We start from the raw sequence: 13,459 nt of genomic DNA, 5'->3' as shown, positions 1-13,459 counted from the left end.
GCGTCAGCGGTCGATCGAGGCCATGTTCGCGTCGTCGTGCCGGGCGCCTGCTGCGGGCTCGAGCGCGTCGAGCCGCGCGATCTGGTCGGAAGAGAGCCCGATGCCGTCGGCCGCCGTGTTCTCCTCGACGCGCGCCACGCGGCGGGTGCCGGGGATCGGCGCGATGTCGTCGCCGCGCGACAGGATCCAGGCGAGCGCGGTCTGTGCCGGCGTCGCACCGATCTCGGCGCCGATCGCGGTGACCTCGTCGACGAGCGCGAGGTTGCGTGCGAAGCTGGCGCCGGTGAACCGCGGGTTGGTCTTGCGCCAGTCGTCGTCGGCGATGTCGTCGACGCTGCGGATGCTGCCCGCGAGCAGCCCGTGCCCGAGCGGCGAGTAGGGCACGAAGCCGATGCCCAGCTCGCGCAGCACCGGCAGGATCTCGCCCTCGACATCGCGCGTCCAGAGCGAGTACTCCGTCTGCAGCGCCGTCACCGGGTGCACGGCGTGCGCCCGCCGGATCGTCTCGGCCGACGCCTCCGAGAGCCCGAGGTGCAGCACCTTCCCCTCGGCGACGAGCTCGGCGACCGCGCCGACGGTGTCCTCGATGGGCACGGCGGGGTCGACGCGGTGCTGGTAGTACAGGTCGATCCTGTCGGTGCCGAGGCGACGGAGGGAGCCCTCCACCGCGGCTCGGATGCTCTCCGGCCGGCTGTCGATCCGACCGGGCTGCGGCTCCGCGCCGCCGCGGTGCGAGACGAGGCCGAACTTCGTGGCGATCACGACCCGGTCGCGGCGGTCGGCGACGGCGCGCCCGACGAGCTCCTCGCTGAGGAACGGCCCGTAGACCTCTGCGGTGTCGATGTGCGTGACACCGAGCTCGATCGCCCGGTGGATGGTCCGGGTGGACTCGTCGTGGTCGAGCGCCCCCTCTGACGTGTAGGTGCCGGCCATGGTCATGGCGCCGAGGCCGATGCGGGAGACCTCGAGGTCTCCGAGTCGTGCGGTCTGCATGGTGGTGCTCCTTCGGTTCAGGCCTGCGAGGTGGGCATGGCCCACAGCTCGGCGATGGACGAGTGGCTGGGCCGCGTCACCATGTAGGCGATGCTGTCGGCGATGTCGTCGGGCTGCAGGCGCACGGGGATGTCGTCGGTCGCGTCGAGCCCGTCGCGCACCTCCTGGCTGTTGTGCGAGACGAGCTCGGTCACGACCGCCCCCGGCTCGAGCACGCCGACGCGGACCTGCTGCTTCGTGACCTCCTGGCGCAGCGCCTCCGTGAAGCCGAGCACGCCGAACTTCGTCATGGCGTAGACGCCGAAGCTCGGCCATGCCTGGCGCCCGGCGATCGACGAGACGTTCACGATGTCGGCGACACCGCGCAGGTCGTCCTTCGCCGCGGCGAGCAGGTGCGGCAGCGCCGCGTGGGTCATGTGCAGCAGGCCCTGCTGGTTGATCGCGATCATCCGGTCCCACTCGTCGATGTCGGCGCCGAGGACGGGGCCGAGCAGCATGAGGCCGGCGTTGTTCACGAGGATGTCGAGGCGGCCGAAGGACTGCACCACGGTCGCGACGGCGGCCTGCGCCTGCGCGCGGTCGGTGATGTCGGCCTCGACGGCGAGCGCGGTGCCGCCGTCGGCCTCGATGGCGGCGACGAGCTCGTCGAGCCGGTCCTTGCGGCGGGCGACGACGGCGACGGTCGCGCCGTGCTCGGCGAGGCGCCGGGCGGTCGCCTCGCCGATGCCGCTGCTGGCTCCGGTGACGATCGCGACCGTGCCGGTGAGTGCGGTGATGCGCATGGGATTCCTTCGGTGGTGGTGTCGGCGTGTCAGGCGTCGTGCGAGAGCGAGGCCGAGAGCTCGCGGTGGGCGTCGATCTGCTGCTGCACGGTCGCCTGCTTCTGCTCGATGCCGGCCATGGCGTCGGCCCCTGCGATGAAGCGGCCGGGGAGCGCGCCGCCGTCCGAGAGGGTCACGAGCGCCGCGGCCAGCTTCGCCGGGTCGCCGACCTGGGTGCCGTGCATGCCGCGCCACGCCTCGATGGTCTGCGCGGTGCCCTCGGCGTAGTCCTCGATCTCGAGCTCGGGCCAGAGGGTCGACGAGCCCTCGACGAGCAGCTCGGTGCGGAAGAAGCCGGGCTCGACCGACATGGTGTCGATGCCGAACGGCGCGACCTCCTCCGCGAGCGACTCCATCCAGCCCTCGAGGGCGTGCTTCGAGGCGGCGTAGGCCGACGTGAAGCCGCCGCCGACGAAGCCCGCGGTCGACGTGACCGTGATGATCTGGCCGGAGCGCTGCGCGCGGAGGACCGGCAGGACCGCGCGCGTGACGTTGAGCGGGCCGAAGAAGTTCGTCTCCATCTGCGCGCGCACCTGCTCGGGGCTCAGGGTCTCGAAGTAGCCGGCGTAGAAGTTGCCCGCGTTGTTGACGAGCACGTCGATGCGACCGAAGCGCTCGACCGCGGCGGCGGTGGCGCGCTCGGCGGACGCGGGGTCGGTGACGTCGAGCGCGACCGCCAGCAGGCGGTCGTGCTCGCCGAGGGCGTCGGCGACGCGCCGCGCGTCGCGGCCCGTCGCGACGACGGCGTGCCCTGCCGAGAGCGCTGCGTGGGCGATGTCGATGCCCATGCCGCGGCTCGCGCCGGTGATGAGCCAGACCTTGGGGTCAGCCATGGTGGGTGCTTCCTTCTCTCGGGTGTCGGCCCAGCGGCCGGTGTCCGTTGCGGATGCCCCCAGTCAACGTGCGCGCCGCGGCCCGAGGGAGACCCGGTCGATAGGGTCACTGGCCGTACCTCCCTGGGGCGCCGGGGGTGGCCTAGCGTCGACCCCATGGACATCCGGGACGACATCCGCGAGTTCCTGACCACGCGTCGGGCGCGGCTCACCCCTGCCGACCTGGGGCTGCCGGACTTCGGCGGCCGTCGCCGCGTCGCGGGCCTCCGCCGCGAGGAGGTCGCGCTCGTCGCGGGCGTGAGCGTCGAGTACTACGTGCGCCTCGAGCGCGGCAACGCGACGGGCGTCTCGGCGTCGGTGCTCGAGGGCGTCGCCCGCGCCCTGCGGCTCGACGACGCGGAGGTCCAGCACCTCCACGACCTCGTGCGCGCCGCGAACGACGGCGCGGCTCCCGCGCGGCGTCGAGCACGGCCCCGGACGCAGGCGATCCGGCCCGGCATGCAGCAGCTCCTCGACGCGATGCACGGCATCCCGGTGGTGGTGCAGAGCGGACGGCTCGACGTCGTGGGCGTCAACGCCCTGGGTCGCGCGCTGTTCTCCGAGCTCTTCGACAGCCCGCGCCAGCCGGCGAACTTCGCCCGCTACCTCTTCCTCGATCCGCGCGCGCCCCGGTTCTACCGGCAGTGGGACGACTCGGCCCAGCAGATCGTCGCCCTGCTGCGCGCCGAGGCCGGGCGCGCCCCGCGCGACCGCGACCTCAGCGACCTCGTGGGCGAGCTCGCGACCTGCAGCGACACGTTCCGCGCCCTGTGGGCGTCGCATGACGTGCGCGAGCACCGGACGGGCGTGAAGGCGGTCACGCATCCGCTCGTCGGCGAGATCGACCTCTCGTTCGAGGCGCTCGACGTCAGCACGGAGCGGGGGCTGCAGCTGATCGCGTTCACCGCCGAGCCCGGCTCCGCGTCCGACGGGGCGCTGCGACTGCTCGCGAGCTGGGCGGCGTCCGAGCCCGCCGCGGCGTCGGTCGACCGCCGGACCGCCGGCACGGGCGGGTAGCGACCGGCGTCAGCGCGATGCGGCGATCGCCCGGAGCAGCCGCGCCACGTGCTGGATGCCGGGGCTGCCGGTCATCGTCCTGCGGTGCACGATGCCCACCCGCCGCGCGGGGAGCGGATCGTCCACCGGCACGGCGACGACGCCCTCGGGGAGCGTGGGCCTGCCGAGCCGAGGCACGAGCGCGACGACCACCGCCTGCTCCACGAGCGCGACGTGGGTCGCGAAGTCGGGGTCGTAGACCCTGATGTCGGGCACGCGGCCGAGGTCGGCGAAGATCCGCAGCAGCGCCTCGTGGCAGATCGCACCCCGCGTCGAGCTCACCCAGCGCTCGTCGAGCAGGTCGGCGGCGCCCACCGCCTCGCGCGCCGCCAGAGGGTGGCTGCGGTGCACCAGCAGGTCGGCGACGTCCTCGCAGATCCACTCGAGCACGAGGTGCTCCGGCTCCGGCAGCGGCACAGAGCTCCAGTCGTGCACGATGCCGATGTCGGCCTCCGCCGCCGCGACGCGGGCGATGGCCTCTCGCGGGTCCTCCGCGAGCACGTGCACGTCGAGCTCCGCGCCGTCGGCGGCGAGCGCGGCGAGCATCGGCGCGACGAGTCCGCGGCACGCCGTGGAGAACGCCGCCATGCGGATCCGCCCCTGCGGCTTCGTCGGGTCGGTCAGCAGCGTGGATTCGAGCTCCTCGAGCTCGGCCAGGAGCTTGCGCCCGTACGCCGCGAGCGCCATCCCGCGCTCCGTCAGGAGCACGCCCCGCCCTCGCCGCTCGAGCACCGGGAAGCCCGTCTGGCGCTCGAGCTTCTTGATCTGCTGCGACACCGCCGAGGGGCTGAAGCCCAGCGCCTCGGATGCCGCGGCGACGGTGCCGTGGTGCTCGACGGCGGCGAGCGCCTGCAGTGCTCCGGTGTCGATCATGAAGCGACGCTACCGGATGCTGTGCACGAATGGCCGCTGGTCCTTCACGCCCGGCCCTGCCACCGTGGGTGGGCGCGGACGACCGCTCCGTCGCTCATGATCTGCGACGGAGGACCGAGCATGGCGAGCATCCTGCAGGACGGCTTGATCTCGCTCGAGGACGTGCAGCGGGCGCGAGCGAGCATCGGCGAGCACTGCTTGCGCACGCCCGTCATGCTCGCGCAGCCGCACGCGCCGGGCGGGCGGTCGCTCTGGATCAAGGCGGAGTCGCTGCAGCACACGGGCTCCTTCAAGCTCCGCGGCGCCACCAACGCGATCGCCGCCCTCGGCCCCGACGCGAGAGCGGCGGGTGTCGTGGGCTACTCGGCGGGGAACCACGGCCGCGGGCTCGCGCGGGCGGCCCGCCTGGCCGGCGTCGCCGCGACGATCGTCATGCCCGACGCGGCGCCCGAGGCGAAGGTCCGCGGCACGAGGGAGGAGGGCGCGACGGTGATCCTGCGCCCGCCGACCGAGACCACGGCGCACGCGAAGCACCTCGCCCTCACGCTCGGGCTGACGGTCGTCCCTCCGGACGACGACCCGCACATCATCGCCGGGCAGGGCACGATCGGGCTCGAGCTGCTCGAGCAGATCGACGAGCTCGACGTCGTGCTCGTGCCCGTCGGCGGCGGCGGCCTCATCTCCGGCATCGCGGTGGTGCTCAAGCGCCTGCGACCGCAGGTCCGGGTGATCGCGGTCGAGCCCGCGCTCGCGGGCGACCTCGCCGAGGGGTTCGCCGCGGGCGAGCGGAAGCGCTGGTCCAGGGACGTGACCGGTCGCACGATCGCCGACGGCCTCCGATCCACCAACGTCGGCGACCTGCCGTGGGTGCACATCCAGGCGCTCGTGGACGACGTCGTGACGGTCTCCGAGGCGTCGATCGTCGAGGCGATGCGGTGGCTGTCCGACGCGACCGGCCTCGCGGTGGAGCCGAGCGGCGCGGTGGCTGCCGCGGCCGTCCTCGAGCACGCCGCCACGATCGGCGACGGCACCGTCGCTGCGATCGCGACCGGCGGGAACATCGACCCGGCGGTGTTCGCGGCGCTCGTCGCCCGCTGACCGCCGCGACCGCGACTGCCTCGTCCACCGCGGAGCAGCGTCCGGCGCCCGATCCGCACATGCGCGCCGCGCTCCGACGCGTGCCAGCATGATGCGACGGGCGCCGGCCGCGCGCCGACGGAGGGGAGCAGCATGACCGGGAGCCAGCCGCATCGCCTCGAGACGGGAGCCGGAGGGGGAGCGGGGGCATCCGCGCACCCACCGCTCGACCACCGGCTCCGGCGCATGGTCGGCCGCGACCCCGATGAGCCGCACCGCAGCGCGACACCGCTCGAGCTGCTCTTCGACCTGACGTTCGTCGTCGCGTTCAGCCAAGCCGGGACCCAGGCCGCACACCTGCTCGAGATCGGGCACGTCGTGCCGGCGATCATCGGCTTCACGATCGCCGTCTTCGCGATCTGCCTCGCCTGGATCAACTACTCGTGGCTCGCCTCGGCGTTCGACAACGACGACATCTTCTTCCGCGTCGCGACCATGGTGCAGATGATCGGCGTGCTCGTGCTCGCCCTCGGGCTCCCACCCGCGTTCCACTCGATCGACGAGGGCGAGCATCTCGACAACGGCGTGCTGGTCGGCGGCTACGTGATCATGCGCGTCGCCACCGTCGCGATGTGGCTCCGGGTCGCGCGACACGCGCCGGCGCAGCGTCGATCCGCGCTCGCCTACGCGGGTGTCATCGGGCTCATCCAGGTCGGCTGGGCGACGACCATCGTCATCAATCCCGCACTGCCCGTCATGCTGGGGATCTTCGTGGTGCTCGGCACCCTCGAGCTGCTCGGCCCCTACGTGATCGAGCGCCGCGTGGGCAGCACGCCGTGGCACGCGCACCACATCGCCGAGCGCTACGCCCTGCTCGTCATCATCACGATCGGCGAGGTCATCCTCGGCACCATCCTCGCGATCTCGGCCGTCGTGGAGGAGCAGGGCTGGAGCGTCGAGGCCGCGCTCGTCGCCTTCGGCGGCACGGCGCTCGCGTTCTGCATGTGGTGGGTCTACTTCACGATGCCGTCGGGGAAGGTGCTGCACCGGTTCCGTGCGCGCGGATTCACCTGGGGGTACGGGCACCTGGCGATCTTCGGCTCGATCGCGGCGACCGGCGCCGGCCTGCACGTCGCGGCGTACGAGATCCAGGGGGTGGCCCACATCGACCACGTGGCGGCGATGGTCACGGTCGCCGTGCCGGTCGGCGTGTTCCTCATCGCACTGTTCGCGATCTACTCGCTCCTGCTGCGCGAGCTGGACCGGTTCCACATCCTGCTCTTCGCCCTCAGCGTGGCAACGCTGGCCGCCGCGGTGCTCGCGGTCGTCGCGGGGGCGAGCATGGGCACGGGCATCGTGCTCACGGCCTGCGCGCCGCTCGTCGTGATCGTCGGCTACGAGGCGATCGGGCACCGGCACCAGGCCGCGGCACTGCACCGCGCGCTCGACCGGTAGCCCACGCCCGACAGCGCTCCGCTGCAGCGCGAGAGTACCCTTGGGAGGATGCCTCCCACCCTCCGCCCCCGCAGGCTGCGGCAGAGCGCTCCCATGCGCCGCCTCGTGGCCGAGACCCGCATCCACCCGGCGCAGCTCGTGCTCCCGATGTTCGTCGCCGAGGGGATCGATGAGCCCCGCGCGATCCGCTCGATGCCCGGGCAGGTGCAGCACACGCTCGACTCCGCGGCGCGCGAGGTCGAGCGCGCCATCGCCGCGGGCGTCGGCGGCATCATGCTCTTCGGCGTGCCGACGGCGAAGGATGCGGTCGGCTCCGGCGCGACCGACCCCGACGGCATCCTCAACGTGGCGACGCGCTTCCTCGCCGAGCGCTTCGGCGACGCGACGGTCGTGCAGACCGACCTGTGCCTCGACGAGTTCACCGACCACGGCCACTGCGGCGTGCTCGACGAGCGCGGCGCGGTCGACAACGACGCGACGCTCGAGCGCTACGCGGCCATGGCGATCGCGCAGGCGGAGGCCGGATCACAGATCCTGGGGCTCAGCGGCATGATGGACGGCCAGGTCGAGCACGTCCGCACCGCCCTCGACGCGGCCGGGCACCTCGACACCGCCATCCTCGCCTACTCGGCGAAGTACGCGACCGCGCTCTACGGGCCGTTCCGCGAGGCCGTCGACTCGAGCCTCACCGGCGACCGCAAGACCTACCAGCAGGACCCGGCGAACCGCCGCGAGGGCCTGCGCGAGGCGCTGCTCGACATCGCCGAGGGCGCCGACATCGTGATGGTGAAGCCGGCGAGCCTCTACCTCGACGTGCTCGCCGACGTCGCCGCGGCCTCCGACGTGCCGGTGTGGGCCTACCAGGTCTCCGGCGAGTACGCGATGGTCGAGGCGGCCGCCGCGAACGGCTGGATCGACCGCGACCGGATGATCGCCGAGAGCCTGACGAGCATCGTGCGCGCGGGCGCCGACGTCGTGCTCACGTACTGGGCGATCGAGCACGCACAGCTGCTGGGCACCCACGGGCTCGGCGCGCCGACGACGGGAGCAGGACGATGAGCACGAACGCCGAGCTGTTCGAGCGGGCGAAGCTCGCGATCCCGGGCGGCGTCAACAGCCCCGTGCGCGCCTTCGGCTCGGTCGGCGGCACGCCCGCGTTCCTCGTGCGCGCCAAGGGCGCCCACGTGACCGACGCCGAGGGGCGCGACCTCGTCGACCTGGTCGCGAGCTGGGGCCCGGCGATCCTCGGCCACGCGCATCCGGAGGTCGTCGAGGCGGTGCAGGACGCCGCAGCGCACGGGCTCTCGTTCGGCGCCTCGACGCCCGCCGAGGCGCTGCTCGCCGAGGAGGTGGAGCGGCGCGTCGGCCCGGTCGAGCGGCTGCGGCTCGTCTCCACCGGCACCGAGGCGACCATGACCGCGATCCGGCTCGCGCGCGGCGCGACCGGCCGCGACCTGCTCGTGAAGTTCGACGGGCACTACCACGGGCACTCCGACGGCCTGCTCGTCGCAGCGGGCTCCGGCCTCGCGACGCTCGCGATGCCCGGGTCGGCGGGCATCCCCGCCGCCGTCGCGGCCACGACGGTCGTGGTCCCCTACAACGACCGCGCTGCGATCGAGCAGCTCTTCGCCGAGCGCGGCAGCGAGATCGCCGCGATCATCGTCGAGGCGGCGGCGGCGAACATGGGCCTCGTCGAGCCCGACGGCGACTTCAACGCCTTCCTCGCCCGCACGGCCCACGCCCACGGCGCGCTGCTCATCAGCGACGAGGTGCTCACCGGCTTCCGCGTGCACCGCTCCGGCATGTGGGGGATCGAGCAGTGGACGGGCGACGACGCCCCCGACCTCCTGACGTTCGGCAAGGTCATCGGCGGCGGCATGCCGCTCGCCGCGCTCGGCGGTCGCCGCGACCTCATGGAGCTGCTCGCGCCGCTCGGCCCCGTCTACCAGGCTGGCACGCTGTCGGGGAACCCGGTCGCGGTCGCGGCCGGCCTCACGACGCTGCGCCTCGCGACCGACGACGTCTACCGCAGGCTCGACCACGCGGCCGACGTCATCACCGGCGCGCTCACGGACGCCCTGCGGGCGGAGGGCGTCGCGCACGCCATCTCGCGCGTCGGCAGCCTGTTCTCGGTCGCGTTCCGCGACGGCGCCCCGCGGAACTTCGACGAGGTGAAGGCGCAGGACGCCTTCCGCTACCCGCCGTTCTTCCACGCGATGCTCGACGCGGGCGTGAGCCTGCCGCCGAGCGTGTTCGAGGCGTGGTTCGTCACCGCCGCGCACGACGAGGCGGCGCTCGGCCGCATCGTCGACGCGCTGCCGGGAGCGGCGCGCGCGGCAGCGGCGGCGACCGCCGTCTGACCCTGGCTCTAGGCGGACGACCGCCCGCGGACTAGCGTGGCGGCATGGCGACGTCGCCGAGGTGCCCGAGCTGCGGCACCCCCATGCGCGAGATCGTGTGGGGGTACGGCACGATCGCCGACGTCGAGGACGCCGGCGACGTGGTGATCGGCGGATGCGTCATCGACGTCGACGACGACGGCCGCGTCGCGGCGCTCCAGTGCCCGGTCTGCGGCACGCGCGCCGACGCCCAGGGCGTCGCGCTCGAGGCGCCGCAGGCGCCCGCGACCACCGAGCACCCCTTCGCCGTGAGCTTCAGCAGCCCGCCCCGGGAACGATGGGAGGTCACCATGACGGATGCGCACGAGGTGCGACCGGACACCGGATCGTCGCACGCGCCGCCGGACGGCGCGGAGGCGTCGCCGTTCGTCGACGAGGACTTCGGCGGTGCCGCGAGCGGCGACGGCTGGCGCGATCGCGTCGAGCCGTACTCGTCGCGCGACGACGCGCTCCCGCCGCCGTCCGCCCCGACGCCCGACCACGTCGAGCCGTACGCCTCGCGGGAGGACCCGCTGCCCGCCGGCGGACCCGTCACGCCCGACCGCGTCGAGCCCTACGCGTCGCGCGCGCACGACCTGCCGCCGGCATCCGCGCCCGGCCGCGACCACGTCGACCCCTATGCGTCGCGCCAGGACCAGCTGCCGCAGGCGACCGGCGCGTGGCGCGAGCGGGTCGAGCCGTACAGCGGCTCGCCCGCCGACGAGGCGCCCGTCGACCCGGCATCCGCGGGCATCCCGCCCGTCGACGACGGGGCCGACGCCGTGCCCGGCGAGGCGGTCGACGCGCGCTGGAGCTTCACGAGCGACTTCACCGACGCCGAGGAGGAGGGCTGGCCGCCCGGCAGCCGCGACGACGACTGATGCCGCGGCGCGGCCGCGATCAGAACAGCCGCGCGTGCCCGGAGTCGATGCCGCGCATCTCGTCGTAGTCGAGCACGACGCAGCGGATGCCGCGGTCCTCGGCGAGCGTGCGGGCCTGCGGCTTGATCTCCTGGGCGGCGAAGATCCCGCTCACCGGCGCGATGCGCGGGTCGCGGTTGAGCAGCTCGAGGTAGCGGGTGAGCTGCTCGACGCCGTCGATCTCGCCGCGGCGCTTGATCTCGACCGCGACCGTGACGCCGGCCTCGTCCTTCGCCAGGATGTCGACCGGGCCGATGGGCGTCATGTACTCGCGCCGCCACAGCTCGTAGCCGTCGCCGAGCCGCTCGATCTGCTCGGCGAGCAGCACCTGCAGGTGCGCCTCGACGCCGTCCTTCACGAGGCCCGGGTCGACGCCCAGCTCGTGGCTCGAGTCGGAGAGCACCTCGTGCACCGAGACGATGAGCGAGTCGCCGGTCTTCTTGTGCGTCACGGTCCACACCTCCGTGATGCCCGCGTCCCGCTGCGCCTCGTCGGGCTCGGATGCGTGGAAGACGGCGGGCGGGCTCATCCAGTTGAGCGGCTTGTACGAGCCGCCGTCGGAGTGCACGAGGATCGAGCCGTCGGCCTTGAGCATGAGCACGCGCGGGGCGAGCGGCAGGTGGGCGGACAGCCGGCCCGCGTAGTCGACGGAGCAGTGGGCGACGACGATCCTCACGACCGCACCTCCTGGACGCGGTCGCGCTCCCGCGCGACGTGGCTGGTGAGCAGCGAGAGCAGCACGAAGGCGAGCACCGCGAGCATCGCGGTGCGCAGCCCCACGAGGTCGCCGAGCAGGCCGAGCAGCGGCGGTCCGGCGAGGAAGGCGATGTAGCCGATCGCCGAGACCGTGCCGACGCGGGCGGCGGCGAGCCGCGGCTCGTCGGCGGCGGCGCTCATGCCGACCGGGAAGCCGAGGCTCGCGCCGAGGCCCCAGAGCACGACCCCGGTGATGACGAGCGCCGGGTGGTCGGCGAAGATCACGAGCAGCAGCCCGATCGCGGCGAGCGCCGCTGTGCCGCGCAGCACCGGCACGCGGCCGAAGCGCGCGAGCAGCCAGACGCCGAGCAGCCGGCCTGCCGTCATCGCGGTGAGGAAGAGCGCCAGCGTGAAGGCGCCGCCCTCGAACGTGAAGCCGTGGCCGTCGACCATCACGAGCGCGAGCCAGTCGTTGGCGCTGCCCTCGGTGAGCGCCATGCCGAGCACGAGCAGGCCGAGCAGCAGCGTGCGGGGGTCCTTCCAGACGGCGAGGCGCTCGCGGAGGGTGACGGGCTCCTCGTGCTCCTCGACCGCGTCCTCGGGGAGGTGGCGGTAGACGACGACGCCGAGCGCGACCGTGAGCGCGGCCACCAGGGTCGCCTGCCAGCCGAGCGTGACGCCGAGCAGCTCGCACAGCCCGCCGAGCCCCGCGCCGGCCACGGTGCCGATCGAGAAGAAGGCGTGGAAGATCGGCATGATCGGCTTGCCCGCGGCGCGCTCGTTCGCGGCCCCGGAGATGTTCATCGCCACGTCGGTGATGCCGGTCAGGCTGCCGCCGACGATGAAGCCCGCCACCACGAGCCACGGCAGCGACGCCTCCGCGGCCCAGCCCGCGATGGCGAGGCCGCCGGAGACGGCAATCATGCCGAACGAGGCGACGATCCGCGTGCCGATCGCGTGGATCACGTGGCTCGCGACGAGCAGCCCGGTGATCGACCCGATCGAGATGCCGAGCAGCAGGAGGCCCATCTCGCCGGTCGAGACGCCGAGCACGTCGCGCACGTGGGGGATCCGCGCCATCCAGCTGGCGAAGCCGAAGCCCATGGTGAAGAAGGCGGCGAAGACGGCATTCCGCCAGGCGATCAGAGGGGGCACTCCGACATTCTGCCGTGCGCGGTGCCACGGCGCACGCTCGGCCGCACTGCCACGTCGCGCCCGGGGCTCCGAGGAGTAGCGTCGGGATCGTGGCAGGCACGGTCATCGGGACCCCCGTCATCCGGACCTCGGGTCTCGACAAGCGGTTCGGGCGCGTGCGAGCGCTCGACGGGCTCGACCTCGTCGTCGAGCGGGGCGACGTGCACGGCTTCCTGGGGCCGAACGGCGCCGGCAAGTCGACGGCCATCCGGGTGCTGCTCGGGATGCTGCGCGCGACCGGCGGCGAGGCGCGTGTGCTCGGCATGGATCCGTGGCACGACACCGTGGCGATCCACCGACGCGTCGCCTACGTGCCCGGCGACGTGACCCTCTGGCCGACCCTGACCGGCGGCGAGGCGATCGACACGATCACGCGGCTGCGCGGCCACCTGGCGCCCGCCGCGGACCGCGCCCGGCTCATCAGCGCCTTCGACTTCGACCCGCGCAGGAAGGCCAAGACCTACTCGAAGGGCAACCGGCAGAAGGTCGCGCTCATCGCGGCGTTCGCGAGCGAGGCCGACCTCTACATCCTCGACGAGCCGACGAGCGGGCTCGACCCGCTCATGGAGAGCGTCTTCCAGGCGGAGGTGCGGCGGATCGCCGACCGCGGGGCCACCGTGCTGCTCTCGAGCCACATCCTGAGCGAGGTCGAGCGGCTCTGCTCGCGGGTGTCGATCATCCGCGACGGCTCGATCGTCGAGTCCGGCACGCTCGACGAGCTGCGCCACCTCCAGCACACCGTGGTGGCCTACCGGGGGCCGGTGCCGGAGGGCGTGCCGATCGCCGACGTCTCGATCGACGGCGAGCGCGTGCGCGGCTCGATCGCGGGGGCGGACGTGCCGGCGGTGCTCCGCTGGCTCGGAGAGCGCGGGGCGCAGGGCGTCACGCTCACGCCGCCGAGCCTCGAGGAGCTGTTCCTCCGCCACTACGGCGACGAGCCGCGGGTCGACCGGGCGCGCGCAGAGCGCGCGATCGGCGATCGGCACGCGGATGCGACGGCGGTCGTCGAGGCATCCGGTACGGACGAGGATGTCCGCGCCGCCGAGGATGTCCGCGCGGCCGACGATGCCGGCGCGAACGCCGCGCCCGTGCATCCGACCGGGCACGGCCGCCACTCGAGGTGA

The 13,459-nt window shown here is 73.5% G+C and carries 13 protein-coding genes; 7 read left to right on the top strand and 6 right to left on the bottom strand.

Going from position 1 to position 13,459, the window contains the following annotated elements:
- Positions 1-3: 3 nt before the first annotated feature.
- From EDD26_RS04435 to EDD26_RS04425, 3 genes are read right to left on the bottom strand one after another with little or no spacing between them, the layout of a single operon-like run.
- A complete protein-coding gene (locus EDD26_RS04435) occupies positions 4-993 on the bottom strand; it encodes an aldo/keto reductase (protein ID WP_123696601.1) in 990 nt (329 codons plus the stop codon).
- A 17-nt stretch (positions 994-1,010) separates the two neighbouring features.
- Positions 1,011-1,775, bottom strand: coding sequence for an SDR family NAD(P)-dependent oxidoreductase (locus EDD26_RS04430; RefSeq protein ID WP_123696600.1), 765 nt, complete (start codon positions 1,773-1,775; stop codon positions 1,011-1,013).
- A 29-nt stretch (positions 1,776-1,804) separates the two neighbouring features.
- Complete coding sequence (locus tag EDD26_RS04425; RefSeq protein ID WP_123696599.1) at positions 1,805-2,647, bottom strand: SDR family oxidoreductase; 843 nt, start codon at positions 2,645-2,647, stop codon at positions 1,805-1,807.
- Positions 2,648-2,803: 156 nt separating this feature from the next.
- Here EDD26_RS04425 and EDD26_RS04420 point away from each other — a divergent pair, with 156 nt between their 5' ends.
- Positions 2,804-3,703 carry a helix-turn-helix domain-containing protein gene (locus EDD26_RS04420; protein WP_123696598.1) on the top strand — a complete coding sequence of 300 codons (900 nt, stop codon included), beginning with the start codon at positions 2,804-2,806 and terminating at the stop codon, positions 3,701-3,703.
- A 9-nt stretch (positions 3,704-3,712) separates the two neighbouring features.
- On the opposite strand, the gene EDD26_RS04415 is transcribed toward EDD26_RS04420, so the two are convergent.
- A complete protein-coding gene (locus EDD26_RS04415; protein WP_123696597.1) occupies positions 3,713-4,615 on the bottom strand; it encodes a LysR family transcriptional regulator in 903 nt (300 codons plus the stop codon).
- Positions 4,616-4,735: 120 nt separating this feature from the next.
- Here EDD26_RS04415 and EDD26_RS04410 point away from each other — a divergent pair, with 120 nt between their 5' ends.
- From EDD26_RS04410 to EDD26_RS04390, 5 genes are all read left to right on the top strand, one after another.
- Positions 4,736-5,713 carry a threonine ammonia-lyase gene (locus tag EDD26_RS04410; RefSeq protein ID WP_123696596.1) on the top strand — a complete coding sequence of 326 codons (978 nt, stop codon included), beginning with the start codon at positions 4,736-4,738 and terminating at the stop codon, positions 5,711-5,713.
- 132 nt (positions 5,714-5,845) lie between these two features.
- On the top strand, positions 5,846-7,147 hold the full coding sequence (locus tag EDD26_RS04405; protein ID WP_211333826.1) for a low temperature requirement protein A: 1,302 nt from the start codon (positions 5,846-5,848) through the stop codon (positions 7,145-7,147).
- A 48-nt stretch (positions 7,148-7,195) separates the two neighbouring features.
- Positions 7,196-8,206 (top strand): porphobilinogen synthase, encoded by a 1,011-nt coding sequence (gene hemB / locus EDD26_RS04400; RefSeq protein ID WP_123696594.1) that lies wholly within the window; start codon positions 7,196-7,198, stop codon positions 8,204-8,206.
- Positions 8,203-9,507, top strand: coding sequence for a glutamate-1-semialdehyde 2,1-aminomutase (hemL, locus tag EDD26_RS04395; RefSeq protein WP_123696593.1), 1,305 nt, complete (start codon positions 8,203-8,205; stop codon positions 9,505-9,507). The genes hemB and hemL overlap by 4 nt, the downstream gene beginning before the upstream one ends.
- Before the next feature lie 83 nt (positions 9,508-9,590).
- A complete protein-coding gene (locus EDD26_RS04390) occupies positions 9,591-10,406 on the top strand; it encodes a hypothetical protein (protein ID WP_148058694.1) in 816 nt (271 codons plus the stop codon).
- Between the two features lie 19 nt (positions 10,407-10,425).
- On the opposite strand, the gene nucS is transcribed toward EDD26_RS04390, so the two are convergent.
- Both nucS and EDD26_RS04380 read right to left on the bottom strand, forming a co-directional pair.
- Positions 10,426-11,121: an endonuclease NucS gene (gene nucS / locus EDD26_RS04385; RefSeq protein ID WP_123696591.1), complete on the bottom strand. Its 696-nt coding sequence runs from the start codon at positions 11,119-11,121 to the stop codon at positions 10,426-10,428.
- A complete protein-coding gene (locus tag EDD26_RS04380; protein WP_123696590.1) occupies positions 11,118-12,296 on the bottom strand; it encodes an MFS transporter in 1,179 nt (392 codons plus the stop codon). The genes nucS and EDD26_RS04380 overlap by 4 nt, the downstream gene beginning before the upstream one ends.
- Before the next feature lie 89 nt (positions 12,297-12,385).
- On the opposite strand from EDD26_RS04380, the gene EDD26_RS04375 reads away from it, so the two are divergent.
- Positions 12,386-13,459 carry an ABC transporter ATP-binding protein gene (locus tag EDD26_RS04375; RefSeq protein WP_281273312.1) on the top strand — a complete coding sequence of 358 codons (1,074 nt, stop codon included), beginning with the start codon at positions 12,386-12,388 and terminating at the stop codon, positions 13,457-13,459.

Source organism: Agrococcus jenensis (assembly GCF_003752465.1).
GTDB classification, from domain to species: domain Bacteria; phylum Actinomycetota; class Actinomycetes; order Actinomycetales; family Microbacteriaceae; genus Agrococcus; species Agrococcus jenensis.
The sequence above is the reverse complement of the archived record's forward strand: the minus strand, read 5'-3'. Positions and strand labels throughout refer to the sequence as shown.